General features: G+C 40.3%; 31 protein-coding genes. 9 read left to right on the top strand and 22 right to left on the bottom strand.

Going from position 1 to position 23283, the window contains the following annotated elements:
- Positions 1 to 148: 148 nt before the first annotated feature.
- Positions 149 to 562, bottom strand: a complete 414-nt coding sequence (locus ACP7A0_RS02540; RefSeq protein WP_034660785.1) for a CoA-binding protein — start codon at positions 560 to 562, stop codon at positions 149 to 151.
- Between the two features lie 154 nt (positions 563 to 716).
- On the opposite strand from ACP7A0_RS02540, the gene plsY reads away from it, so the two are divergent.
- Positions 717 to 1298, top strand: a complete 582-nt coding sequence (gene plsY / locus ACP7A0_RS02535; RefSeq protein WP_060596428.1) for a glycerol-3-phosphate 1-O-acyltransferase PlsY — start codon at positions 717 to 719, stop codon at positions 1296 to 1298.
- Positions 1299 to 1396: 98 nt separating this feature from the next.
- Positions 1397 to 1684 carry a HesB/YadR/YfhF family protein gene (locus ACP7A0_RS02530; RefSeq protein WP_003210876.1) on the top strand — a complete coding sequence of 96 codons (288 nt, stop codon included), beginning with the start codon at positions 1397 to 1399 and terminating at the stop codon, positions 1682 to 1684.
- Positions 1685 to 1723: 39 nt separating this feature from the next.
- On the opposite strand, the gene ACP7A0_RS02525 is transcribed toward ACP7A0_RS02530, so the two are convergent.
- The 7 genes from ACP7A0_RS02525 to acnA form a co-directional block, all read right to left on the bottom strand.
- A complete protein-coding gene (locus tag ACP7A0_RS02525; protein WP_426004132.1) occupies positions 1724 to 2035 on the bottom strand; it encodes a hypothetical protein in 312 nt (103 codons plus the stop codon).
- Positions 2036 to 2038: 3 nt separating this feature from the next.
- A complete protein-coding gene (locus ACP7A0_RS02520) occupies positions 2039 to 2461 on the bottom strand; it encodes an acyl-CoA thioesterase (RefSeq protein WP_034660781.1) in 423 nt (140 codons plus the stop codon).
- A gap of 103 nt (positions 2462 to 2564) precedes the next feature.
- Complete coding sequence (tlp, locus tag ACP7A0_RS02515; RefSeq protein ID WP_003211760.1) at positions 2565 to 2807, bottom strand: small acid-soluble spore protein Tlp; 243 nt, start codon at positions 2805 to 2807, stop codon at positions 2565 to 2567.
- Between the two features lie 13 nt (positions 2808 to 2820).
- Positions 2821 to 2964, bottom strand: a complete 144-nt coding sequence (locus tag ACP7A0_RS02510) for an acid-soluble spore protein N (RefSeq protein ID WP_008357830.1) — start codon at positions 2962 to 2964, stop codon at positions 2821 to 2823.
- A 51-nt stretch (positions 2965 to 3015) separates the two neighbouring features.
- Entirely contained in the window at positions 3016 to 3141 is a 126-nt protein-coding gene (locus tag ACP7A0_RS02505) for an FbpB family small basic protein (RefSeq protein WP_003211002.1), read from the bottom strand.
- Between the two features lie 71 nt (positions 3142 to 3212).
- Positions 3213 to 3716, bottom strand: a complete 504-nt coding sequence (locus tag ACP7A0_RS02500; RefSeq protein ID WP_426004128.1) for a TlpA family protein disulfide reductase — start codon at positions 3714 to 3716, stop codon at positions 3213 to 3215.
- Positions 3717 to 3788: 72 nt separating this feature from the next.
- Positions 3789 to 6518 (bottom strand): aconitate hydratase AcnA, encoded by a 2730-nt coding sequence (acnA, locus tag ACP7A0_RS02495; protein ID WP_034660778.1) that lies wholly within the window; start codon positions 6516 to 6518, stop codon positions 3789 to 3791.
- A gap of 220 nt (positions 6519 to 6738) precedes the next feature.
- Here acnA and sspO point away from each other — a divergent pair, with 220 nt between their 5' ends.
- From sspO to ACP7A0_RS02475, 4 genes are all read left to right on the top strand, one after another.
- Complete coding sequence (gene sspO / locus ACP7A0_RS02490) at positions 6739 to 6885, top strand: small acid-soluble spore protein O (protein WP_003210995.1); 147 nt, start codon at positions 6739 to 6741, stop codon at positions 6883 to 6885.
- A 16-nt stretch (positions 6886 to 6901) separates the two neighbouring features.
- Entirely contained in the window at positions 6902 to 7048 is a 147-nt protein-coding gene (locus tag ACP7A0_RS02485; RefSeq protein ID WP_066030853.1) for a small acid-soluble spore protein P, read from the top strand.
- A 102-nt stretch (positions 7049 to 7150) separates the two neighbouring features.
- The gene (locus ACP7A0_RS02480; protein WP_106042006.1) at positions 7151 to 7552 is read left to right on the top strand and encodes an Hsp20/alpha crystallin family protein; all 402 of its coding nucleotides are present in this window, start codon (positions 7151 to 7153) and stop codon (positions 7550 to 7552) included.
- Between the two features lie 260 nt (positions 7553 to 7812).
- Complete coding sequence (locus tag ACP7A0_RS02475; protein ID WP_034660775.1) at positions 7813 to 8241, top strand: DUF2621 domain-containing protein; 429 nt, start codon at positions 7813 to 7815, stop codon at positions 8239 to 8241.
- 21 nt (positions 8242 to 8262) lie between these two features.
- Here the strand turns inward: ACP7A0_RS02475 and ACP7A0_RS02470 are convergent, their stop codons facing one another.
- Together ACP7A0_RS02470 and ACP7A0_RS02465 are read right to left on the bottom strand one after the other, a co-directional pair.
- Entirely contained in the window at positions 8263 to 8745 is a 483-nt protein-coding gene (locus ACP7A0_RS02470; RefSeq protein WP_034660774.1) for a CcdC family protein, read from the bottom strand.
- A gap of 94 nt (positions 8746 to 8839) precedes the next feature.
- Positions 8840 to 9547, bottom strand: coding sequence for a cytochrome c biogenesis CcdA family protein (locus ACP7A0_RS02465; RefSeq protein ID WP_060596423.1), 708 nt, complete (start codon positions 9545 to 9547; stop codon positions 8840 to 8842).
- Between the two features lie 208 nt (positions 9548 to 9755).
- On the opposite strand from ACP7A0_RS02465, the gene ACP7A0_RS02460 reads away from it, so the two are divergent.
- Positions 9756 to 9929, top strand: a complete 174-nt coding sequence (locus tag ACP7A0_RS02460) for an aspartyl-phosphate phosphatase Spo0E family protein (RefSeq protein ID WP_369810454.1) — start codon at positions 9756 to 9758, stop codon at positions 9927 to 9929.
- Positions 9930 to 10191: 262 nt separating this feature from the next.
- On the opposite strand, the gene ACP7A0_RS02455 is transcribed toward ACP7A0_RS02460, so the two are convergent.
- From ACP7A0_RS02455 to yneA, 6 genes are all read right to left on the bottom strand, one after another.
- On the bottom strand, positions 10192 to 10410 hold the full coding sequence (locus ACP7A0_RS02455) for a YneF family protein (RefSeq protein ID WP_003212379.1): 219 nt from the start codon (positions 10408 to 10410) through the stop codon (positions 10192 to 10194).
- 84 nt (positions 10411 to 10494) lie between these two features.
- Positions 10495 to 10941 (bottom strand): sporulation inhibitor of replication protein SirA, encoded by a 447-nt coding sequence (gene sirA, locus ACP7A0_RS02450; protein ID WP_012010100.1) that lies wholly within the window; start codon positions 10939 to 10941, stop codon positions 10495 to 10497.
- A 198-nt stretch (positions 10942 to 11139) separates the two neighbouring features.
- Entirely contained in the window at positions 11140 to 13143 is a 2004-nt protein-coding gene (gene tkt / locus ACP7A0_RS02445) for a transketolase (RefSeq protein WP_060596422.1), read from the bottom strand.
- Between the two features lie 187 nt (positions 13144 to 13330).
- Entirely contained in the window at positions 13331 to 13561 is a 231-nt protein-coding gene (locus ACP7A0_RS02440) for a DUF896 domain-containing protein (RefSeq protein WP_034660771.1), read from the bottom strand.
- Between the two features lie 69 nt (positions 13562 to 13630).
- Positions 13631 to 14278, bottom strand: coding sequence for a YneB family resolvase-like protein (locus ACP7A0_RS02435; RefSeq protein ID WP_003211322.1), 648 nt, complete (start codon positions 14276 to 14278; stop codon positions 13631 to 13633).
- Positions 14279 to 14295: 17 nt separating this feature from the next.
- A complete protein-coding gene (gene yneA / locus ACP7A0_RS02430; RefSeq protein ID WP_034660770.1) occupies positions 14296 to 14607 on the bottom strand; it encodes a cell division suppressor protein YneA in 312 nt (103 codons plus the stop codon).
- Positions 14608 to 14766: 159 nt separating this feature from the next.
- Here yneA and lexA point away from each other — a divergent pair, with 159 nt between their 5' ends.
- The gene (gene lexA / locus ACP7A0_RS02425) at positions 14767 to 15387 is read left to right on the top strand and encodes a transcriptional repressor LexA (RefSeq protein WP_003212311.1); all 621 of its coding nucleotides are present in this window, start codon (positions 14767 to 14769) and stop codon (positions 15385 to 15387) included.
- A 47-nt stretch (positions 15388 to 15434) separates the two neighbouring features.
- On the opposite strand, the gene ACP7A0_RS02420 is transcribed toward lexA, so the two are convergent.
- Positions 15435 to 15872, bottom strand: coding sequence for a hypothetical protein (locus ACP7A0_RS02420; protein WP_034660769.1), 438 nt, complete (start codon positions 15870 to 15872; stop codon positions 15435 to 15437).
- Between the two features lie 294 nt (positions 15873 to 16166).
- Here ACP7A0_RS02420 and ACP7A0_RS02415 point away from each other — a divergent pair, with 294 nt between their 5' ends.
- Positions 16167 to 16709, top strand: coding sequence for an IseA DL-endopeptidase inhibitor family protein (locus ACP7A0_RS02415; RefSeq protein WP_034660768.1), 543 nt, complete (start codon positions 16167 to 16169; stop codon positions 16707 to 16709).
- A 33-nt stretch (positions 16710 to 16742) separates the two neighbouring features.
- Here the strand turns inward: ACP7A0_RS02415 and ACP7A0_RS02410 are convergent, their stop codons facing one another.
- From ACP7A0_RS02410 to ACP7A0_RS02390, 5 genes are all read right to left on the bottom strand, one after another.
- Positions 16743 to 17591 (bottom strand): STAS domain-containing protein, encoded by an 849-nt coding sequence (locus ACP7A0_RS02410; RefSeq protein WP_066030856.1) that lies wholly within the window; start codon positions 17589 to 17591, stop codon positions 16743 to 16745.
- A 147-nt stretch (positions 17592 to 17738) separates the two neighbouring features.
- On the bottom strand, positions 17739 to 18119 hold the full coding sequence (locus tag ACP7A0_RS02405; protein ID WP_060596689.1) for a NucA/NucB deoxyribonuclease domain-containing protein: 381 nt from the start codon (positions 18117 to 18119) through the stop codon (positions 17739 to 17741).
- Positions 18120 to 18387: 268 nt separating this feature from the next.
- The gene (locus ACP7A0_RS02400; protein ID WP_066030857.1) at positions 18388 to 19296 is read right to left on the bottom strand and encodes a trypsin-like serine peptidase; all 909 of its coding nucleotides are present in this window, start codon (positions 19294 to 19296) and stop codon (positions 18388 to 18390) included.
- A 190-nt stretch (positions 19297 to 19486) separates the two neighbouring features.
- Positions 19487 to 22630 carry a bifunctional cytochrome P450/NADPH--P450 reductase gene (locus ACP7A0_RS02395; protein WP_106030938.1) on the bottom strand — a complete coding sequence of 1048 codons (3144 nt, stop codon included), beginning with the start codon at positions 22628 to 22630 and terminating at the stop codon, positions 19487 to 19489.
- Between the two features lie 21 nt (positions 22631 to 22651).
- Positions 22652 to 23197, bottom strand: coding sequence for a TetR/AcrR family transcriptional regulator (locus tag ACP7A0_RS02390; RefSeq protein ID WP_249114887.1), 546 nt, complete (start codon positions 23195 to 23197; stop codon positions 22652 to 22654).
- Positions 23198 to 23283 lie beyond the last annotated feature (86 nt).

Below are 23283 nucleotides of genomic sequence, written 5' to 3'. Positions count from 1 at the left end.
TCTACCTTCATCTTATCGCTCTTTTTCTTGATATGCAAGGTCACCGCTATGTCCCTGTCGCCTTATTTTATCGCTTTCTTCTAGAATCGCAAATATATTTCTGCAACAAAAAAGCAAAAATCCTTGAAAACCAAGGATTTTTGACGATTTAATGAGTTTTTGTCATTGCATGAGCCACCTTGATACATAAATCCATGATGGCGACCTTGCCATTTTCCTCAATCAGCCTTTTCGCTTCCTCGTGATAGATGCCTTGCTGCGCCCAAAAAACAGGTGCGTCCATTTCAAGAAATTCTTCTGCCACCTCGGGCAAAAACTCTGAACGTCTAAAGACATTGACGATATCAACAGGATCTTTGATGTCCTTTAAAGAAGCGACTGCTTTCACACCAAGTGCTTCATCAATCGTTGGGTTCACCGGAATGATCTCATATCCGGCATCTTGCATCGCTTTAGACACCATATAAGACGTTCGGTGCGGCTGATCTGATAATCCAACAACAGCAATTCGTTTACTGCTCTTTAATATACGGCCAATTTCTTGTTTCGTAGGATGATTCATCCAAACACCCCTTTTCCTCTATTTTAGCGAACTTCTGCTTAAAAACAAAGCTGAATCCATCTGCTTTTGATTTTTTCAAAAAAAGATCCCCATGTTTTTCATAAGATCATGTTAAAATGTAAGACAAGAGGGAGAATATAAAGGAGTTATGCAGATGTTAATTGCTTTGATGTTTATTTTGGCTTATCTTCTCGGCAGTATTCCATCCGGTCTCATTGTCGGGAAAGCTGCAAAGGGTATCGATATCCGTGAACATGGCAGCGGAAACCTAGGTGCAACGAATGCATTTCGTACACTTGGCGTAAAAGCAGGGTCTATCGTGATTTCAGCTGATATTTTAAAGGGAACCCTTGCTTCTGCTTTACCGTTTTTCATGCAACTGGACATTCATCCCTTATTAGCAGGAGTTGCTGCTGTTATCGGTCACAGCTTTCCTGTCTTTGCAAAATTTAAAGGGGGAAAAGCAGTCGCTACATCTGGCGGCGTGTTATTATTTTATGCCCCATTCTTATTTATCACGATGATCGCTGCTTTTTTCTTATTTTTATACATTAGTAAATATGTTTCACTATCATCTATGCTGACCGGTATCTATACATTCATTTACAGCATTTTCACCAAAGACGTATTCTTAATCATTGTTGTTGCCGTTCTAGCTGGTTTTGTGATCTACAGACACATCGCCAACCTCAAACGAATCCTCAACAAAACTGAACCGAAAATCAAATGGCTCTAGCCGTTTCATAAGTTTCATTATGTGGTAAAAGGAAAGAAAAGCTGTTTTTGCATCCTGCATTTAAAAAAACAGCATGACTTCAAAAAGGGGCGATCACATTGAAATTAACGATAAAAGAAGATGCACTCAATTGGTACAAGGATGAACTAGATTTAGAAAAAGGTGATCAAGTTCGCTTTTTTGTGAGATATGGCGGGTGCAGTAATGTACAAAAAGGCTTTTCTCTCGGCGTCGCAAAAGATGAACCTCAAAATGCCGGCGCAACCGCTGAAATAGAAGGTATTACTTTCTTTGTTGAAGAAAGTGATATTTGGTATTTTGACAACCATGATCTGCATATTGATTATAACGAGTCCGTGAAAGAACCAGAGTTTCATTATGAATAAACAAAAAAGATACCTCATCCCTCGGGTATCTTTTTTGTTTTATCCTTCAATATATAGCCCATACTCATGAATGTTTCCTAAAGACCGCTCCTTTTGCAGGATTCTTTTTTGTGGTTCACCAAGCAAGTCAAAGTGTGGAAACCCTGCGCGGTCATGAATCCATTCTTTTTTGAGTCCATGTTTTTCTCCCCACTCAATTAACTGCTTCATATCCTGACAGGCTGCTTTAGTGACGGTATTGGCATGCGGGAAACGGTCATCAAGCCAATAATGGGTTAAAAAGGCCAGTTCTCCTTGCTGGACAGCTGATTTCCACGCATTTAGATCGCTTCTTTTAATACCAAACGCCATGAATTAAACCTGCTTCTTCGACTGTTCGTATACTTTGTGCCAGGCAGGAAAAGCTTTTCTAAATTGAATAGGTCTAAAGGTTTCTTTGTCTACACAAATATGTGAGGTTGTCCCTGTAATCGCTGTTTGCCCATCAGGCTTTTGAATTTCGTAGCCATACACCGTTTTGAGTCCATTGTATTCTTCAATCCACGTATGAACTGTCGCTGTTTCACCGTACAGCAATGGTTTTTTATATTGCACCTGTAAATCTATAACGGGTGCAAGAGCGCCGTCTGCTTCTAGCTGCGCATAGGAAAATCCTAATTCTTTAATCAATGCTGTTCTGCCGACTTCCATCCAGATTAAATAATTGGCATGATACACGATGCCCATTTGGTCTGTTTCTGCATAACGGACTTCTATTTCTTTTTTAGATACATACACGTTTTCATCGCTCTCCTATCAAAACCTAAGGTCTCTGCCATTTTACCACAATCGAAATGGTTCTTCTAAAAGGAGGCAATAAAATAAACCAGGAATCCCTGGTTTATTCGGTATAGCCATTTTTTCTTGCTGCTTCTTCGTCCTTGATCTCAGAGCGCATGGCATCAATACTCATTTTTCTATTTTCATTTTTTTGCTTGATCATCTGTTTTTCTTGATCTGTCGAAAGGGCCATCGCTGCTTCAGATTCATCGATATTGTCAAGGGTGTTTTCGATCATATCTTGCAGCTTTTCAACATTATCAGAACGATCATCTGGATTGGATTGATATGACTTTCCATTCATCATGATTCCCTCCTTATTCGCCCTTCGTCTGTATGACATCAGGCTGTTCATTTGATTTATTATGCATCTTTTTTCCTTTATTACGTTTGTACGCTACAGGTTTTGTCCCTAAATGGTCTGGTGTAAACTGCGCTTGTTTATCATGCTCTCTGCCCATCATTCATCCCTCCCTCTTCTTTAGGATGAACGAAAAAGGATAATTCATAACTTATTTCTGTCTAAAACGCTCTTCCAACTTTTCTTCAAGCTGGTTTAAAAATTCCTCATTGCTTAATAATTCTTTTTTATTTTCAAGTACAAGCTCTTCAAATGTACGTCGTTTTCTTCTTCTCATTGTACTCACCTCCAGTGTTTGTATTTCATTTTCGCCAAAACATTTAGAAAATAAGCAAAAAAGCTGAATCATTATAGACCCAGCTCTTGCTCAATTTCTTTTTTTGTCAGCATTTGATGCTTTACAGACACGATTCGTCCTTTTTCATCTAATATGTATGTCGTGGGGTATGAAAGCACCTGATATCGTGCTTGAATGCCTTTTTGATCCAATAAAATAGGAAAGCTCAGCTTTAATTCATCTGCAAATGCTGCAACATGATCTACACTTTTTTCAGTGGTCGTCAAATTCACCGCAAGTACTTCGACCTGATCATATTCGCTTCTAATTGCGTTTAGATCCGGCATTTCTGTCCTGCATGGCTTACACCATGTCGCCCAAAAATTGACGAGCACCTTTTTCCCTTGATAATCAGATAACGAGGCCTTTTGACCATCTAGGGTTTTAAGTTCAAAATCAGGGGCTTGATCCCCTTTTTCAAGACCGATTGCGGGCTCTTTTGGTTCAAGTAAATTCCACACAAGTAAACCAATCAACACAAGTAAAACAGCGCTTGCCATTCCTTTTTTCCACATGATTGATCCTCCACTATTTTAAAAAAGAAGAGAAAGCTGTCTAGGCGCCTTCTCTTCTTTGCTGTATGAGTATTAGTTGCTTGCCAATTTTTCACGAAGTACCATTTGAAGGATACCGCCATGACGATAGTAGTCAATTTCGACTTCACTATCAAAACGAACAACCACTTCAAATATTTTCTCATTGCCATCTGTATCAATTGCTTTCACAGTGACAAGATCACGTGGACGAACTGTTTCATCAACATGAACTTCAAATGTTTCTGTTCCTGTTAGACCATGAGTTTCTGCACTTTCTCCGTCTTTAAACTGTAAAGGAAGTACGCCCATGAAGACAAGGTTACTTCTATGGATACGCTCAAAGCTTTCAGCTAGAACAAATTTAATTCCAAGAAGGTTTGTTCCTTTTGCAGCCCAGTCACGTGAAGAACCCATTCCGTAGTCTTTACCTGCTAAGATTGCAAGACCTGTTCCATCTTCTTTATAACGCATGCATGCATCATAAATGGATGTCACTTCACCAGTTGGCCAATAAGTTGTATATCCGCCTTCAGTTCCTGGTGCGATTTGGTTCTTAATACGGATGTTTGCAAAAGTACCTCTCATCATGACATGGTGGTTACCACGGCGAGATCCGTATGAGTTAAAGTCTCTAGGCGATACGCCTCTTTCTTGCAAGTATTTACCCGCAGGTGTGTCTTTACCAATCGCTCCAGCAGGAGAAATATGGTCAGTTGTCACAGAGTCACCGAACTTGGCAACGACGCGCAAGCCTTTAAGCGGTTCAACCTTACCAGGTTCAACTGATAGGTTTTCAAAGAATGGCGGGTTATCAATGTATGTGGAATTTTCATCCCATTTGTACAATGCATCATCCGTCGTTTTAATTTCATTCCAGCGGTCATTGTTGTCAAAAACAGTTTCATACTCTGAACGGAATAACTCAGGTGTGACAGTGCTTTTGACGACGCTGTTGATTTCGTCCATTGATGGCCAAATATCATCGAAATAAACGTTCTCACCATTTTTATCCACACCGATAGGGTCTTTTGTTAAATCAATATTCACCGTACCAGCAAGTGCATACGCCACAACTAATGGTGGAGATGCAAGGTAGTTTCCTTTCACAAGCGGGTGGATACGCCCTTCAAAGTTACGGTTACCTGATAAAACAGAAGTGATCAGCAGATCATTTTCAGAGACAGCATCCTCGATTTCTTGCGCAAGCGGTCCTGAGTTTCCGATACATGTTGTACAGCCATACCCAACGATGTTAAATCCGAGGTCTCTTAAGTATGGAAGAAGTCCTGAGTTCACGAGGTATCCTGTCACAACCTTAGAACCTGGTGCTAGTGACGTTTTCACGTAGTTTGGCACCTTCATACCAAGCTCACTTGCTTTCTTCGCAACAAGACCTGCTCCGATTAAGACGTATGGGTTCGATGTATTCGTACAGCTCGTAATCGCTGCAATCGCAATCGCACCTGTCTTCATCACAGCTTTTTCACCATTTGCTAGATCAAATTCAATTTGTTTATCCAGCTCTGATTTTTCTAAGCCAAATCCTTGGTTACCAGCTGGGCTTTCAATGTGCTGATGGAACGTCTCTTTCATTTCAGAAAGTGGAATCAAATCTTGTGGACGCTTTGGACCAGATAAGTTTGATTCAATTTGAGAAAGGTCAATTTCCACAACATCCGTAAAAATTGGCTCTTCTGCATCTGGCGTATAGAATAAGCCATTTGCGCGAGAATATTCTTCAACGATATTAATTTGCTCTTCATCACGTCCAGTAAGGCGAAGGTAAGCAAGAGCTTCCTCATCTACTGGGAAGAATCCGCAAGTAGCACCGTATTCAGGCGCCATATTCGCAATCGTTGCACGATCCGCTAACGGCAGCTGTGCAACTCCAGGTCCGAAGAATTCAACGAATTTGTTCACTACGCCTTTTTCACGCAGAACTTGTGTCACTTTTAATGCAAGGTCAGTTGCAGTCGTTCCGTTTGGAAGCTCTCCAACTAATTTAGCACCAATGACTTCTGGTACTGGGAAGTATGAAGGCTGACCGAGCATACCAGCTTCCGCTTCAATACCGCCAACGCCCCATCCAAGTACGCCGATACCGTTGATCATGGTTGTATGTGAGTCGGTACCAACCAATGTATCTGGGTAAGTGATGATCTCGCCATCTTCTTCAATCGCATGAACAACACTTGCAAGGTACTCTAAGTTTACTTGGTGAACAATCCCTGTTGCAGGCGGAACAGCTTGATAGTTATTAAACGCTTTCTTTGCCCAGCTAAGGAAGTTATAACGCTCTGCGTTACGTTCGAATTCTAAATCCATGTTAATGTTTAAAGCATCTTCAGTTCCAGCTTTATCAACTTGTACTGAGTGGTCAATGACAAGGTCAACTGGAATTTCAGGGTTGATTTTATCCGGGTCCCCGCCTACATCTGCCATTGCTTTTCTTAAAGAAGCAAGGTCAACGACGGCTGGTACACCCGTGAAGTCTTGTAAAATAACACGAGAAGGTTTAAATGGAACATCAATTTCTTTGACCTCGGCAGTTCCCCATTTTGCCAAGTTTTCAACGTGTTCCTTCTTGATCACTCTACCGTCTACTTGGCGAAGCACTGATTCTAAAAGTACCTTAATGGAATAAGGCAGCTTAGAAACATTTCCGATTCCTTGTTTCTCTAGTGCTTCTAACGAATAATAGTGATACGTTTTCCCATTTGTCGAAAACGTTTTTCTAGATTGAAAAGCGTCTTGTTTAGCGACTTGCTGCTGTTTCGACATGTCCAAAATCCCCCTTTTGATGATCAAGATCAATTTCAATTCTCAGAAAAATCGTCGTATTTCACCACAATTTTCTCACAATTTCATCTTAAAACAAATTCATACATAAGTAAATAACAATGCTTTTATTAAATTCAATAAGTTTATCTTATCATTAGGAAATGATTACTCTTCATAATCCAAGCAGAGCGGGTTCATACTACAATTGAGGTGATAGAACATGACAAAACGTAAAGCAAATCATGTGATTGACGGCATGAACGCAGCCAAAAGCCAAGGAAATGGTGCAGGCTATATTGAAAATGATCAACTCGTTTTAACAGAAGAACAAAGACAAAATAATAAAAAACGTAAAAAAAACCAATAAGAAAGGAGCAAACATTATGACGAATAAAAACACAGGAAAAGACATCCGTCAAAACTCGCCTAAGGAACATCAAAGCGGACAGCCGGAGCCATTATCAGGCAGTAAAAAAGTAAAAAACCGCAACCATTCAAGACAAAAGCACAATTCTCATCATGATATGTAAACATCCTCCTCTCATCCCGTGGCAAAGCGGGATGTTTTAGGTCTTTCACACATTTCAGTTCTCAACATATCATTTATTATGAGATGTGATGGAGGAGTGTTTATGGAGAATGAAAAACAATCGAATTCCTCTGATTTTCTAGAAATAGATGATTGGCTCAATGTCTTAATGGATGATCCATTTGCCTGGTATGATGAACACCTCCCAATTGATCTTTATGAAACAAGCCGCGATTATATTATTGAGATTGATGTCTCCACCCTGTCGATCACTGATGTAAAGCTGACCTTCGCTGGACATGAGCTGACTCTCTGTTACACGGTACAAAAGCCAAATGATGAAGGCGAACAGCCAATTGAAAAAAGTGTCATGCTCCCTTTTTATCTGAACGACAAAGATATTGAAACAGAATACGAAAACCGAATCATTTCGATAAGAATTAAAAAAAGTTCCGACTATCCAAGCGGGGCATTTTCCTTTCAAATCCCGCACTTCAAACATTAAGAGCCCACCTTCATTTGGTGGGCTCTCTTCCGTTCGTGTCAAGTCAATACCTTTTGCGAACCACCATGGCCAAATAGTAGAGTCGCTATATGATAATGTATTCTTTTTCTACTAGATGGTTTGGGTCTTTCTAGTAAATGGGCAGTTATGAATGAAAAAAGGCGTTCATAGAGATGAGAGACATACATTTTTGTTATTTTCTTCTATCATCTCTTCATGTAAAATAAGATAGAGAGACGAGGGGTATAAGGAGTGAGAACATGTTAAGCGGCTGGTTTTTGTGGTTCATTTTATTTTGGGGTACGGTGATGATCGGATTACTCGCAATCGGTGGCTTTTTTATGTTTCGCAAATTTTTAAAACGATTGCCGAAGGAAGATGGGAAATCAGAGCTTGATTGGCAGGATGAATATATTCAAAAGAGCCTCCACCTATGGCGGGAAGAAGACAAAAAGCTTTTAAATGAACTCGTATTACCTGTTCCAGAGCTGTTTAGAGATGTCGCCAAAGAAAAAATTGCGGGAAAGATTGGCGAGCTGGCTTTAAAAGAACAAGCTGCCAGCATTAATTTAGATTTAATCATTCGCGGCTATATTATCGCTACCCCAAAGCGGGATCATAAGTTTTTACTGAAGCGCCTTCAAGAAAAAGACATCGATCACACGCCATATGAATCGTTATTAAAATAACCTCCTTTATCAAAAGGAGGTTTAATTCATTTGAACCTGCTGCGGATCTAATTGCTTAGACAGCTTTCTAAACGACAAATACATAGCAACGCGCCAAGGTACGATCATGCCAAAGGCAAGAATCCAAAACATCCCGCTTAGAGAACCATAATCAATAGAAGAACTCAGGATGGTCTTCATCCCGATACGAAGAACAAGAAGTCCAATGAGAATAAACACAAATGCTTTTGATCGCTTTAAATAAATGTCATTCCCTCTAATTTCAAACTTCGATGTTTTGATTAAAAATATGGAGAAAAACATCCCCACTGTGATCGCCTCTAGAAATTCAGCCCCAGTTACTCGAAACATAGGAACAAAAAACATTAGTGCCCCAGTGCTCATGAAAATAGGAGGTAATATAATTTTTTTTGCGGTTGCAGGTTTTGCAGATGACTTAATGCGAATAAACATGACGGCTACCGCCATACATATCGCAATTATAGAAGAGATCAAGACCATCATATCAAATCATTCCTTTATTCTTTAAGGTCAGCCTATGTATAATATACTCCAATTGACGAAAAAAAACCATTCGCCGCGACTGTAGAAAACGATTTCAAAAGCCTGTAAATCCGCCGAACAATGAGGAGAACATGATGATAATCCATGTCAGAAGATCAAAGAACAGCAATATCCCTACCACAATCATAATGATCCCGCCAATTCTCATGATAAGCTGCTGGCGCTTTCTGATCCACGTCATTTTCGTGATGAAAAAGGATAGAACAAAAAACGGAACGGCAAATCCGAATACATACGCAATCATATATGTGACAGCCGACTCCGGATTGTTGCCAGCAAGTGTGATAACAGCAGATAAAATAGGTCCTGTACAAGGTGTCCATCCAGCGGCAAAGCCCATTCCGATGAGAATTGACCCAAAAAAACCAGCAGGACGATTTTTGAACTGCATTCTCTTTTCCCCCATAAGGAAAGAAGGCTGGAAGACACCAAGAATCATAAAACCAAAGAAAATAATGAGAATGGCTCCAACCTGGCGAATTGCTTGATGGTAATCATAAAAAAACTTCCCAACAAACGATGTCCCAAAGCCAATCGCAATAAATATAATAGAGAACCCAACTAAAAAGAATAAGGTATGAAGCAGACTTCTTCTTCTCAGCATCACCTTCTCAGATTTCACTTCATCTATACTAACGCCCGTAATATACGATAAAAAGGCTGGATAAAGCGGCAGACAGCATGGTGAGATAAAAGAAAGAAACCCTGCTCCAAAAGCTAAAAAGTAATTCAAATCTGTCAAAAGAACACCCCCTTCTTACAATATACAATAAGAGATGACAAAATCATTTCATTTTTTTTACATCCTCTCAATAAAGATGGTCTATTCTCTTAAAACCTTATATAATTTAATTTGACATCAAGATAACGAATCCTTTAAATTTGAAAATAAACCTTAAAATGGATATAATAAAATCGATTCTTTTTATCAAGATTTGCATGAAAGGAACATGACTTTGGTAAAAACATCATTATTAACTCAAATCGAAGAAAAAAGAGAAGAGCTGATGAAAGTTGTCTTGCATAATGGGATGACATCAACAGTGACCATCGAACATAGCCAGCAGCTAGATCATCTTCTCTTACAATATCAACGACACTTACACTCAAACTCAGCCAACTAATCATATCTCATGATATCTATCATGCTGCACGATTTTTAGAACAGTTGATATGTGTGACCATAAACGAAACAAAAACCTCTGATGACAGGGGTTTTTTGTTTTTTAAGGAGGCTGACGCCAAAATAAAAACCACCTTCCCTGCTTTATTCATGCAAGTACAGTGGTTTTAAAGCGTCTGATGAAGGTGAATTCAATAAAGAAAGGACAACGCTTGTCCATTCTTTATAACCATGTTCCATCTATGATCATAATATCGTACGTATTATTTCGCTTGGTTGTTCATGGCTTTCATCATTTGATTGATTTTCTTCTGGGACGGTTTCATGCCCATTTGCATCATCATCATTCGAAGCATTTGTTCATTAATTGGTGGATTCTTTTTCAAGTAGCTCATCATATACTTACGAGCAATAAAGAATCCGAGTGCAACTCCTGCAAGCAGTGCAACAACGCCTACAAGGATGACAACCCATAAATCCATAATTCTTCCTCCTTCATGTTGTCTCGTATAAAGTGTACTAAACAAAAGGCTATTATACAACATTTCACGTTCAATTTTATTTTTTTAAACAAAATTCCTCACTTTTACCGGATTGAGCCACCCATGCTTCTTTGAACCAAAGTCCATCGCAAGAAAGCAAGGACTAATTTTTCTCAGCACTTCAAAAAACACCGCTTCTGCCTCGTAACTGCCGGTGGCAGACATTTGGATATAACGGTCTTTTATGATAAATGCAGCCGTTCCTTTTCCATCAGGTAAGGAAGCGCTGTATATCGAGCCAATTTGTGTATAGTGAATGTTCGTTAAGTTGTTCATTAATCGCTGGTGCATATGAAAAGCAGGGATTCGTTTCGTCACGTAATCCACTTGTTTCACAAGCATCACCAATTCATCTTCCGTGCGGTTCGTCCAGTGTAACGACTCAAACAAATGAAACAAAATCGATTCTCTGCCAAAATAATGATGTGCAAATTCATCCTCAATCCAATAAATATAATAATGGCGTTCCATGTCTATCCCTTCCTTTCACATTTCGTCAATCTCGTATATTGCTTGTATTATACAAAAATGCGAAAGAAAGAATTGTCTATATATGAAGCAAGAAGAAACTAGTTTTGTCAAAAAAACAAGAAAAAAGAAAAAAGTTTGCAGAGCGGATGAAAATGCTCTGCAAACAGATGGAAAAAAAGCATGATGCTTGGAGATTGATTATTTGTTCAGCTTTGCTTTCACACGGCTGACCACATTGCTGACAGTAAATCCGTATTTCTCAATAATGGTTTCACCTGGTGCAGAAGCACCAAATTTATCAATGGCAATCACGTCACCATCAAGACCAGTGTAACGCTCCCAGCCAAGTGAAGCTCCCATTTCAATCGCAATACGAGCCCGCACTGCTGTAGGAAGGACTGATTCTTTGTATTCATCTGACTGCTGATCGAAACGATCCCATGCAGGAAGACTGACAACAGACGCGCGGATCCCTTCTTTTTCAAGTGCTTTTTGCGCTTCAATCGCTAAACCGACTTCAGATCCAGAAGCGAGTAGAAGTGCTTCGGGCTGTGCATCAGCAGCTTCAACGACGACGTATCCACCTTTTTCTACTCCCTCATACGCCTTCTCTGGTGCTTGGTCAATCGTTGGAAGGTTTTGACGAGTCAGAACTAGTGCTGTCGGTTTATCCGTTGAAGATACCGCAAGTTTCCACGCTGCAGCTGTTTCGTTTCCATCCGCTGGGCGAATAACAGAAAGATTAGGCATCGCACGTAATGAAGCAAGCTGTTCAACCGGCTCATGTGTCGGACCATCTTCACCAACAGCGATACTGTCATGAGTAAAAACATATGTGACTGGAAGTCCCATTAAGGCAGCAAGACGAATAGCTGGTCTTAAGTAATCTGAGAAAACAAAGAACGTTCCGCCGAATACACGAAGGCCGCCGTGAAGTGCCATACCGTTTAACGCGGCACCCATTGCAAATTCTCTGACACCGAACCAAATATTCTTGCCGGCATAATTATCTTTACCAAAATCGTCTGTGTTTTTAATCGTTGTTTTGTTTGAACCTGCAAGGTCAGCAGACCCACCAATAAAGAAAGGTACTTGCTTCGCAATGCCATTTAATACTTCGCCTGAAGAAGCGCGGGAGGCAAGACTTGAACCTGCTTCATAAACAGGAACCTCTTGATCCCAATTCTCAGGAAGCTTTCCTTCAATCGCAAGCTTCAGTTGAGCTGCAAGCTCAGGGTATTCTTTTTCATATTGTTCAAATAGTTCATTCCAAGCTGCTTCTTTTTTCTGACCAGCGTCTTTTACAGCTTCTTTGAAATGATCGTACACTTCAGAAGGTACATGGAAATCTTCTTCAAACGTCCAAGAGTAAGCTTCCTTCGTCAGCTTGGCTTCATCGCTGCCAAGCGGTGCGCCATGCACACCAGACGTTCCTGCACGGTTAGGCGATCCGAAACCAATCGTTGTTTTCACTTCAATCAGTGTAGGTCTGTCTGTGCTTTGTTTAGCCTTTTCGATAGCAGCCGTCACTTCTTCAATGTTGTTGCCGTCTTTCACATAGAGAACTTCCCAGTTCATCGCTTCAAAACGATTCTTCACATTTTCAGAGAATGAACGATCTAGGTCGCCATCTAATGAAATATCATTTGAATCATAAAGAACAATTAAACGGCCTAAGCCTAAATGACCAGCAAGTGAAGCAGCTTCAGAGGAAATTCCCTCCATTAAGTCCCCATCTCCGCAAATGCTGTATGTATAGTGATCTACAACATCAAAGTTGTCTTTGTTATACGTTTCCGCAAGATGTCTTTCTGCAAGTGCCATACCAACTGCCATGGCAATCCCCTGCCCTAAAGGACCTGTTGTGGCATCTACGCCCTCTGTGTGTCCAAATTCAGGATGTCCAGGTGTTTTGCTACCCCATTGGCGGAATTGTTTTAGATCATCGATGCTCAGGTTGTATCCGCTTAAATGAAGCATGCTATATAGAAGCATAGAACCATGCCCCGCAGATAAAACAAAACGGTCTCTGTTAAACCAATTAGGGTTTTGCGGACTTACGTTTAAGTGATTCGTCCATAAAGCGTATGCCATTGGTGCAGCACCCATTGGCATTCCAGGGTGACCGGAATTCGCTTTTTCAATTGCGTCTATGGAGAGAGTACGTATTGTTGCAATAGATTTCAATTCAATCGTTTCCATATAAATCCCCTTCCGTATCTTGTGTACACCATTATCATAAATCTACTGTCCTTTTTTCACAACTATTTCACGCTGAAAAAGAGTGATTTTGTCACATTTAGTTTATCGATCACCTAAAAAGTTATGCAAATATGAAAAAAGATGAGAATATACTTCCCATCTTTTCAAAATTTAAGAAATCACAGACTTAGTGAAGGTTTTGATCTCTTTCTCTTTTTAATTTTTCTGGTGTGACATCGTTTCCTTCAGGATCAACGATTTTCACGGTTTTAAGTGTATTTTTCATAGAAGAACGAAAAGCTTTTAAATACTCTTCTCTCAATAGCTTTTGTTCTGTTTTTTCAGCGTCTGATAAACCGGTCTCTTTCGACTTTTTTGAAAGCTCATTGATTCTTGCAAGCTGCTTTTTAGAAATCATGACAAACTCCTTTAAAACATTTTCTCTACATACTACTAAATATCAATCATTTTGACAACAAATCAAGCTTTAGGTGGTCAGACCTTTTTCATATTCTTGATACCTTCTATGGACCGTTGCTTTTGAAATGTCAAAACCTAGCGCCTGAAGAGTTGCTGCAATTTCTGCGAATGTCATGTTGTTTTTTCTTAATCGAACAATTTCTGAAATCGGCACTTCAATACGCTCACGGCCAGGCGCATGATCCTGCTGTTTTAAATTCAGTTCGGGCTGATACCCGCGCTCAACAGCTCTTCTCATTCCCCGCTTGATTTTCAGGTTATGAATTTTTCGTTGATACTCTTCAACTACTCCTACGATCTCAATAACCATTTCATCTGCTTCTGAAAGCTCAAGCTCGCCTCTATGAAACGTACTGTACACCTTTACGTTCTCTTTAAAAAGACAATGAAGAAGCGCAATTTTTGCTTGTCCTCTTCCGAGACGCGTTTCATCCTGGATAAGAACGGCATCAATTGACTCTTCTTTTAGTGTAGCTAGCATATCAAACACACCATCACGATCTAGATCATATCCGCTTGCTTTTTCTTTGATGACTTTCACCACATTCATCTTGTGCATAGCAGCTAAAGCCAGCAGTTCTTCTTCTTGTCTCTTCAGCGAGGTTTCCTGCTCTTCTTTGACAGTGCTTACTCTCGCATAGATGATTGCATTCATGACTTCAATCGACCTTTCTATTGTACTGTTGCAAGTTGATATACGACTGGATGCTCTTTTTTGACTGGTATGACAAGAATGTCACCAGGCTGAATTTCCGTTGAAGCAAGATCATTGTGTTCTGTGACCCAGTCAATAAACGCATTTTTGTCGATTGATTTGCTGTCGTTTACTTGATCAGCTAACCCCCAAAGAGTATCACCTGATTGAACCTCTATTTTAACATACTGATTTGGATCATTATGGCTTGTGACTGCAATAAGTGAGAGAAATATGCCAACGATGAATGAGAATACCCCAATAAAAATAATAGATTCTTTTAACCTCATAATGTCATCTCTCCTAACAGAATATGTGTTCGCTCTTTCTGTCACTCATTATAAATACGAACAAACGTTTCTGTCAAACGTTTTTTTCGAACCTATGTTTGTACTGTTAGGAAAAACATGCTATAATTTCTTTAAAATTGACGTTTTGAGGTGCAAAAGATGACGAAGCTATCAAAAAGACAACTCGATATCCTGACATTCATCAAAGAAGAAGTAAAAAGTAAGGGCTATCCCCCATCCGTTCGTGAAATTGGAGAAGCTGTCGGTCTAGCATCCAGTTCAACGGTTCATGGACATTTAGCTAGACTAGAAACAAAGGGCTTAATTAGAAGAGACCCGACAAAACCTAGAGCGATCGAAGTACTAGATGAAGAGGAAATGAATATTCCTAAGAGTGCTGTAATGAACGTACCAGTCATCGGAAAAGTAACAGCAGGCCTGCCTATTACGGCTGTTGAGAATGTAGAAGAATACTTCCCTCTTCCAGAGACTTTTGCAGCACCAGATGAACAAGTATTTATGCTTGAAATTATGGGAGAAAGTATGATTGATGCAGGAATTTTGGACAAGGACTATGTCATTGTGCGTCAGCAAAGCACCGCTAACAATGGAGATATTGTCGTCGCCATGACAGAGGAAGATGAAGCGACAGTGAAACGTTTCTATAAAGAAGATACACACTTTAGATTACAGCCAGAGAACCCATCTATGGAACCGATTATTTTACAGAATGTAAGTATACTAGGTAAAGTGATTGGCGTATTTAGAAATATTCACTAAAAAAAGCCGGTATTTCATCAGCTGCTGATGAGAACCGGCTTTTTCTTTTATGAACAAGAATATGCTAGAATACGCGAGCTTGGGAAGGAACCAAATGTAAAGTTTGGCCAAATAAAGCCAGTTGTTCTTCCGAAAGGCTGTGAGGATAGGACATACATTAAAAACACTTGACCGTTTCTCATGAACACAATCGTCCATCTTCTATTACATCCCGCTGCAAATTGAACAGATTGCTGGCCTCCACCTGTTTGCCCTGAAATAAGTGACTGCATGCTTTGAGGCTGTGATAATGCTTGCTGATACTGCGAAATGATATGCTGCGGCGGAGCTGGCGGAGCTGATCCGCTTGATCCGGGTCCAGTGCCTCCTCCTCCGATTGGAAACCCTGGAAATCCTCCAACTTGAGGAATAGGGAGTGATGGCCATCCTTGCATCTGCCTGTCATATGAGTAACCATTCCACATACCTTCATACGGATAATACATATTCAACACCACTTTCTTAGACATTCATCACGATAGTATATGTCATAAATGAAAAAGCGTGTTGAACGTCCAAACAAAAATTTTTCCAAAAAACGTTTTGTTCTTCTTTAGAACGGTTAAATAGTAGATATAAAGAAAAAATAAAAAAATGAAAACTTTTTGTCTCCCTCAAACGTTATATATATAGAAAGAAAAGAAATAAAAAACATTTAGATTTAATACTTGTAATATCACTGTAATTGTTGTAACATTTGTAACATAAGAAGTTTTCATTGAGAAAAGGAGGCAATCGCCTTGAAAAAATTATTCGTTTTATTAACTGCTATTATGCTTATGATCTCATTACAATCTACAACATTGGCCGCTTCTAAAAAACCAGCCGCTTTGACAAATAAAGAAGCGTTACATATTGCCCTTGACGCACGAGAACACTTTTGGAGTGCGATGTCAGGCTACAAAATTAATGAACATTCCGATTACAAATTAAAATCATTTAGCTATAAAGACATGACATACAACTATCTTTCTAAAACATTTGATACAAAGAAAAAACTAAACAGCTACCTATCTCAAGTGTTCACAAAAGATGCCATCAATCAAGGTTTAAAAGACTACCAGTTCATTGTTCATAAAGGAAAAATGGCTGTTCCAGTCGGTGACGGAGACAACATGCTTAATTGGGATAAAGCCACACCTAAACTTGTCTCTAAAAAACAAACGGTCCGCACATATGAATTCACCGTCCCAACACTTGATGGACGCAAAGTAAAACGAACTGTTACGTACGAAAAAGTACAAAAAGATTGGAAAGTCACAAAAATTGACGCTGTCATCTAAATCAAAAACCAGGCCATTCAATCGGCCTGGTTTTTATATTGGAGAAAATTCAGTCATGCGATCCAGCGCGTGAGCAAGTGATGATGCCGTGCGAAATTCATTAAAAGGAAGCCCAAGCTGCACGGCTGTTTGGGCAATTTCTGGTCTGATTCCTGAAATGGTCGTCTCTACTCCAATTAACCGAAGTGATGTGACAAGATCAAAGATTTGATGAGCCACCATTGTATCAATAATGACAACGCCCGATAAATCAATACATAAATGCTGTACGCCTTTTTGCGAGCACTGTTTCAGCGTATTTTCTAAAATCATCTTTGCTCTCGCTGTATCAATGTCACCTACTAACGGCAATAACGCAATATGATTTTTTAAGACAATGACAGGTGAGCTCAGCTCGTAAATCATGTCTCTTTGTGCCACGAGTTTCTTCGTTGTATTTTTCACATATTGCTGGATGAACACATGAATTGAAATATTAAACGCCTCTGAAATTAAATCATACCAATAAAAGATGCGGTCAATATCAATTTCATCTTGACGCTGCTTAATAAATTCTTTTAAGTAATGAAGGACCACTCTTTGATTGGACATGTATTCTCTCACAACATAATCTAATGGTGTGTTTAAATGCTTCGGGTCACTGGCTAAGTCTTCAGACCACTTTATAAACTCAGTATGTAAATACGTCTTGTCTTCAATAAGAGCACGTATAAAATGCTGGTAATAATCTTGATTTTGCCGTTTCAGCTCTGCTATGATGCTGGAATCTGTTGAACGATATATTGATTCTGGATCATTATCCTCAATTGATTCATACCAAGTTTCAGTCAGTTTCTCTGCATGTTGCATGAAAAAATCGTATAATGCACGGTTCTTATCCATAAGCATATGTCCCTTCACATTTTCTTCTTGTCAGTCTTTGTACCTTATAGATCCATTGTACCACTGAATCTTTTGTCCCTGCTAGCTCCAATACGCTCTGATCATCAACAAAAAAGGCACCTACTCACAGGTGCCTCTCTTCCAGTTTTATTTCACAATAAATAAAATTCTTTTCCCATCAGGATAACTGCTAATCTGGTGTCCAACCCATGAGCCTGCTCCCCTATTATCAGATGGGCTGACATATTGAACACTCGCACCTTTTCCTCCCTCAAGACAAACCGCCATCGGCCACTCATCCCGGTCAAAGCCAGGTTTAGTCGGAATTCCTTTTAATGATTCTTGCCTGCGGGCATCTGCTCCATTTCGGTCTATCGTACACACATCTGAATGCCCTTTTCGAATGGCTTCTTGAATATGGCTGCCTGTTTCAGGGTACCGTTCCTTTGGAAATTGAATGACATGATCATATCGATCCGCACCTTTTGCCGCATGTTTCTCCCCAAATCCACCTAACAACGTGCCCATCCATATCACAAAGCATAGGGCGACACCAGTGATCCAGCCTCTTCTCATTTTCAAAAGTGTGAGACCTCCTCATTTTTCTCAAGCAGAATCTTGACTTAAAGGAAATGTGTCATTTTAATGTATGAGCGGTTCACGAATGACATGTGAAAAAAATGATGAGGCTGAGAACTCAATGAATCTCTCAAGCGTAGACAGATAGAAACCAGTGATTCTATCCATATAAAAAAGCTTGTCCCCTATGAAGGAAACAAGCTTTGTGCTCTAGCTTTTATTGCGCTTTTGCATAGTTGATAAATTCAACAAAGGCAGCTGTCGCTTTTGGACCGCCATTAATCGTTCCGTTTGAATACCCTGCGTTATGAACCCCAACGATTTGCTGATTTTGATCTAGCATCGCTGAACCTGAATTTCCGCTAAATGTATCAATCGTATAGTATGCGAGATTTGTATCTTCTCTTGTCACAGAACCTGACATCTCCCACTGCGACACCTTGCCAGTCGATCTCATTTTATCACCTGGATATCCAGAAATTTTAATCGTTGTCCCCGTTAAGTTTGTCACCTGACGGATAGAGCGGTAACCGACCGTATTGCCAATGTTCGTATCTGTTTTGATCACGGCAAAATCATATTGGCTCGCGCCTGTATTGATATATCCGCTTGGTACATAGAACTCCGTCATGTTTGCTGAGCCATTCACCGCAGTACTATCGTTCATGCCTGGATACACCGATCCTTTTGCACTATAACTTCTCGATGCTGTATTGTACACGCAGTGCCCGTTTGTCAAAATTTTGTTAGGGGCAATGAGTGTCCCCGTGCAGCTTGAGCCGCCAAATGTAATATAAGCAATTGAATTATATGGTGCCACTCTTGTGTTTGTTACTTTTGTTCTACCATCGTCTCCAATGACGACTTTTGTTTGAAAGTCTTTTAAATATTTTGATAGTGGTTTTACTTTTTCGCCAACAGTAGAAGAAAGATCATCCACTTTGTCAAAGGATGAGGGGGATTTCGTATCATTGTGGAAATCACTTGAAGAGATCACCTTTCCATCAGAAGTCACCATGTCATAATCAGACGTTAGTACTGAATCCGATGTGGCATGGGCAAAACTAGGCACACTTAAAGCACCAAAAACGAGTAGAGAAGGGAGTAACATTTTCACCTTTTTCATCATATTCCTCCTTTATGTCCTATATCAAAAATCATACGATTGTTTCATATTGGAGTAAATGAGAGAATATTCTTATTTTTTACAAAATATTTCATTTTTAAATTAGGTGTTTTGTATCTTTCCAACCTTCATTCTATTGATCTCTCTCTGAAATAGAAAAAACCGCCTAATTGGCGGTCTTCCTAATTTTTCAGCTCCACACATCTTTTACATATCTATTGTCATTTGCAAGGGTTGTCAGCCAATTTTCAGCTGTTTCCTTCGAGCAATGTTTCTCGTTTTGATAGAGGTCGATAAGCGTAGCCTCTACGTCTGGTGCCATAATTTTTCCGTCCCCGCACACGTAAAGATACCCACCTTGGTCAAGTAACTTGATCAGCATGTCGCCGTCTTCTTTCAACAAATGCTGGACATATACTTTTTGCTCTTTGTGACGAGAATAAGCCCGGTGGATGTGAACAACTCCTTTTTGCGCTGCAAGCTGCATTTCCTCAAAATACAGATCATCTTCAAGAGGGTGACGGCAGCCAAAATACAGGTGAGCTTCGCCTAGTGGTTTTCCTTCCTTCTGCCACACTTCTCTTGCCTGAACAAACCCTCTAAATGGAGCGATTCCTGTACCCGGTCCGATCATGATCATCGGTACTTCAGATGAAGGTGGCAGCTGGAATCCTGCCTGCGCTTCGTGGAGGAAGCAGGCGACTTCTTCTCCTGCCTGCAGACCGCATAAATAGTTTGATGCGACTCCGGCATATTCTCCGCGGCCGCTCCACGCTTTACCTTTCACAACCGCCACTGTGATACTGACTCTTTTTTCTTCGACCTTTGGTGAGCTAGAAATTGAGTAATAGCGCGGCTTCAAACCTGGTAAAAGTGCTAAAAAGTGCACAAACGGCAGCTCACACGCTTCATATTGATCTAATAAGTCCAGCATGGTTACTCGTTTCTTTAAAACGGCTTCTTGATATGCTTCACCAGCCATTTGCTCAAGCTCCACGCGGTGAGGCGGACAAACTGTATATGCTGCGAGCTCTCTTAGCTGCGTACGTGTTGCAGGCTCTTGAAGCTCAACATGTGACGCAAGTAATTCTCTCATTTGAATCGGCTGATCTAAAGGTAAATGACTTGCTTCTTTCTGAGAAGAAAGCTTGATGTGCTGCTTAGGATCAAGATTGAAGCGATTGATCACCCGCTGCACGAGTGCATCACTATTTTTCGGAACAATTCCGATATGATCCCCTTCTTTGTATTGTTTCCCTTCAGGCAATTGCAGTTCAATATGTCTTGTTTGCCGCTCACTTTTTTCAGATTGTAATTCCTCATTTTTCAGTACAACAGCTGAAAAAGCACCATACGTTTTCGCCACAGGACGTTCTACTAGCTCATTTGTATAAACAACTGATAATTTTGGATTTTCCTTACCTTTCTCTTGGAAGGTGAGCTTAAATTCTTTTGCAAGCTGCTTGAAGACCGTTTTCTGGAATGTTTCTTTATCCTCATCCATATCTCCGCCTGCATCGCCTTCTCCTAAATCAGCTACACGCTTTGCACTTTTTCTTTCAAGTGCTTCATCAATGAGACGCGGAATACGCTGGTACGTACTCGCCCAATTTCGATCTCCGCATCCAAAAACAGCAAATGTCACGTTTGATAAATCCTGCTCTTCATCCTGCGTGACCCAATCCACAAATTTTTTCGCATGGTCAGGCGGATGTCCATTGTATGAAGCGGTCACGATTAAGACTGCACCTTTATCTGGTAATTGGCGTGTATAGTCATCAAGCGGAGCAGTGGTCACGTCAAACCCTTTTGCTTTCCCGTCTTCAGCAAATTCGTTTGCGATTTGCTGCGCCGTGCCAAGATTTGATCCATATAGAACAAGCAGTGGTGTACCGTGACTGGCCACTTTTGACTCATCAGATTTTGTGCTTTTTTTCGCCTCTTCTTTCGGTGGTGCCATAAAGAGTTTCTGCTTCCGTGGCCGCACTTTGATTTTAAAATCGTTTGGCTTAATCGTCAGAGATTCTTTTAAATCAAGTTCATATGATGTGTGATCAATCAATTCCAGATTATGCAGAACCATCGCTAGCACCATTGTGGCTTCATGAAGGGCGAATTGCATGCCGATACATGCACGCTGCCCATTCCCAAAAGGCTTGTAGGCATGCTGCGGGATCTTTTCAGGGTGCAGAAACCGCTCTGGTTTAAATTCTTCCGCATCCTCTCCCCATACCGCTTGATCACGATGTAACTTAGGGAGCAGCACGGAGACACTTTGATTCTTTTCAATCGAATATTTCCCTCCGATGACGGTGTCCTCTTTCGCATAAAGAGAGAACGTAGGCGCTGTTGGCCATAGGCGAAGTGATTCATTTAAAACCATACGAGTGTAATTTAGTTTTTGTACCTGCTTAAATGTTGGCAGTCCGCCTTGCAGCACATCATCTGCTTCTTGGACGGCTTTCTTTAATTTTTCTGGATTCTTTAATAAGAAATAAATCGCAAAGGATAGCAGCCCGCTTGTTGTTTCGTGCCCAGCTATTAAGAAGGTAATGATTTGATAGCGGATATTTTCATCTGACAGGCGCTCTCCTGTTTCAGGGTCCTTTGCATGCAGCATGAGGGACAGTAAATCATCGCCCGTTTTATCTTGTTTTTTTCGTTCTTGAATAATGTCATCTACTAATTGCTTCATAAAATCGACATTTTGGTCAAATTTTTTTCTTCTTTTGATCATTAGCTTATCTGCAACCGGCAACCGGCTCGCCTGATCCATCGCTTCGTTTAAACCATTCAGCATACTTTCGATGAATGGATGCTGATTTTCTTTATAAAAGCTGTTAAATCGAAAATCAAAACCGCAAAGTCCGATCGTATCTAAAGTAAGCTTTGTCATATCCTCTGCTACTTCAATTTCTTCATCACGGCCTGTTCTTTGCCATTTTTGTACAAGCTGTGTGGCAATATCGAGCATCATCTCATGATAGCCCTTCATGGCCTGCTGGCTAAACGCCGGCATCAAGATGTGGTGAGCCTTTCTCCAGTTCGGTTCTTCTGTCCAGCTCGTAAATAACCCATCTCCTGCAAATGCTCTTACTTTATTGAGACTGCTCCCAATGTATTTATCAAAACGGCTCTCATCACATATTTCTTGGACAAGTTCATGGCTGGAAACAAAAATACTTGTTGCTTTTGAAAATTCAAACTGAAAGATCGGTCCTAATTCATCTGCAAGACGCCAAAAGGTTTGAGAAAGCTCCCCCTTTTTGATATGGGGAATATTTTTAAAAGGTCCGTATGTTTTTGGTTTTGGAATGATTGATGTTTGTTGCATGTGCCCACTCCCTTTATATCATTAAGAAGCAACGCTAATGGCGCGCCATAAACATTGCTCAATGTCCTCTAGAAATTCAATCGTTGGCTCTATTTCTTCTGCAAGAATTTGTTTATGCAGCTGTACAAAGGCACCAAATACAATCGATAAAATGGTTCTACCTGAGAGATTTGGATGAATCCCATCCTTTTTCCCTTCTTCAAAGATAAGGAATAGCTCATGTAACAAAAGCTGCATTTTCTCTTTGCTCGTCTCGTCTAAGTAATGGGATCGTTTATCAATTTCTAAGAAATATAGCCCGCTTGGATTCTCCTTTGTAAATAAAACCAAGCAATAAAATACATGCTTAAAGTACGCCCGAATACTTGCCTTTGGATCTGGACTGTTTGTGTTCATTTTTTCGATAAATGCAGAAAGGCTGCGCTGGTACAAAATATTAACGAGGGCCTCTTTACTGTCGAAATAACGGTAAATGGTTCCTGCTCCGACGTTTGCTCTTTTTGATATCATCGGCATCGTGGTCCCATCAAAGCCCCGTTCAATAAATAAATCTAGTGAAGCCTTCATAATCTGTTCTTGTTTATCAGTCACTGCTGGCACTTCATCCCCTCCTCATTTCAGGAATGAATGTTCATTCCGCATGCGGTATATTA

The sequence above is a fragment of the Bacillus sp. DWP3-1 genome (assembly GCF_049896565.1).
Taxonomy (GTDB): Bacteria; Bacillota; Bacilli; order Bacillales; family Bacillaceae; genus Bacillus.
The sequence above is the reverse complement of the archived record's forward strand: the minus strand, read 5'-3'. Positions and strand labels throughout refer to the sequence as shown.